Source organism: Oleiphilus sp. HI0132 (genome assembly GCF_001635845.1).
Genome location: NZ_LWGJ01001633.1, coordinates 1 through 1,097 on the forward strand (window position 1 = coordinate 1; position 1,097 = coordinate 1,097).

2 protein-coding genes are annotated in these 1,097 nt (G+C 41.8%); both read left to right on the top strand.

What is annotated here, in order from left to right; translation table 11 throughout:
- Positions 1–90: 90 nt before the first annotated feature.
- The gene (locus A3766_RS25160; protein WP_068506495.1) at positions 91–531 is read left to right on the top strand and encodes a TerB family tellurite resistance protein; all 441 of its coding nucleotides are present in this window, start codon (positions 91–93) and stop codon (positions 529–531) included.
- A gap of 27 nt (positions 532–558) precedes the next feature.
- A partial coding sequence (locus A3766_RS25165) for a glycerophosphodiester phosphodiesterase (RefSeq protein ID WP_068634528.1) occupies positions 559–1,097 on the top strand: 539 nt, incomplete at its 3' end.

A 1,097-nucleotide genomic window follows, 5' to 3' on the forward strand; every position in this document is an offset into this window, starting at 1 on the left:
TCCAATGGCAACTGAAAAACTAGCTGAAGGCATCAGAAAATTTGCTATTGACCAAGTAGCCTTAGAAGGCTTGCTCAGAGACCACCCAGAATGATTCAGCGTTTAATTGCCAAAATAACACAATCAAATCAAGACCAAGCACTATCTGAAACTGACATTTCTACAGTTGCTACCGCATTATTAATTGAGGTTATTAATGCGGACCATAAACAAACCGAGTCTGAGTGGCTGGTACTTCAAGAGCATTGTGCATCTGCGTTTCAGCTTTCAATCAGTGACACTGACGCTTTAATCCGTGAAGCGCGCGAACTATCTCGCTCTGCCACCTCGCTTTGGGAACATACCGACCTTATAAATAAAAAGTTTGATAGCGACTCAAAATATCGCTTAATTCTTGCGATGTGGAAAATTGCTTACGCTGATAGCGATATTGATCGTTATGAAGAGCACCTGATCAGAAAGGTCAGTGATTTGATTTATATACCTCACACCCTGTTCATCAAAGCGAAACACGAAGCTAGTAATATATAGCACTTAGTTTTAGAACGGACGTCATAAATGATAATTATCGGACATAGAGGTGCTCGGAACGAAGCGCCGGAAAACACTGTAACGGGCTTTATTCATGCTCAATCAAATGGCTGTTTGGATTTCGAGTTAGACATTCAATTATCTTCAGATGGAGAGTTGGTAGTCTATCACGACCGAAATTTGTCACGCACAAGCAACCTGCAAGGCAAGATAGCTCATTATCCCTATTCTTTTCTAAGCAAAGTTGATTCCCGACATAATACACCAGGCTGGCACTCTCCCTGTTACATTCCACACCTACAAGAAGTGGTAGATAGCGTACCAAATACTCGAAGCTGGCAATTTGAAGTAAAGAACGATCATCGGCATGTATTGAAACTAATTGTAAAGCGATTACAAGATTTTTTTCGCAGCAATAATCTTTATGATAAGGCAACGGTTACTTCTGCCAGCCGCTGGATTCTACATGAAATAAACCGATTATCGCCAGAAATAGACACCGGCTATGTCGCAGAATACCGGTATCGCAGGCCATTGAAGACCGCTGTATCGCTCGATTGCAAGCT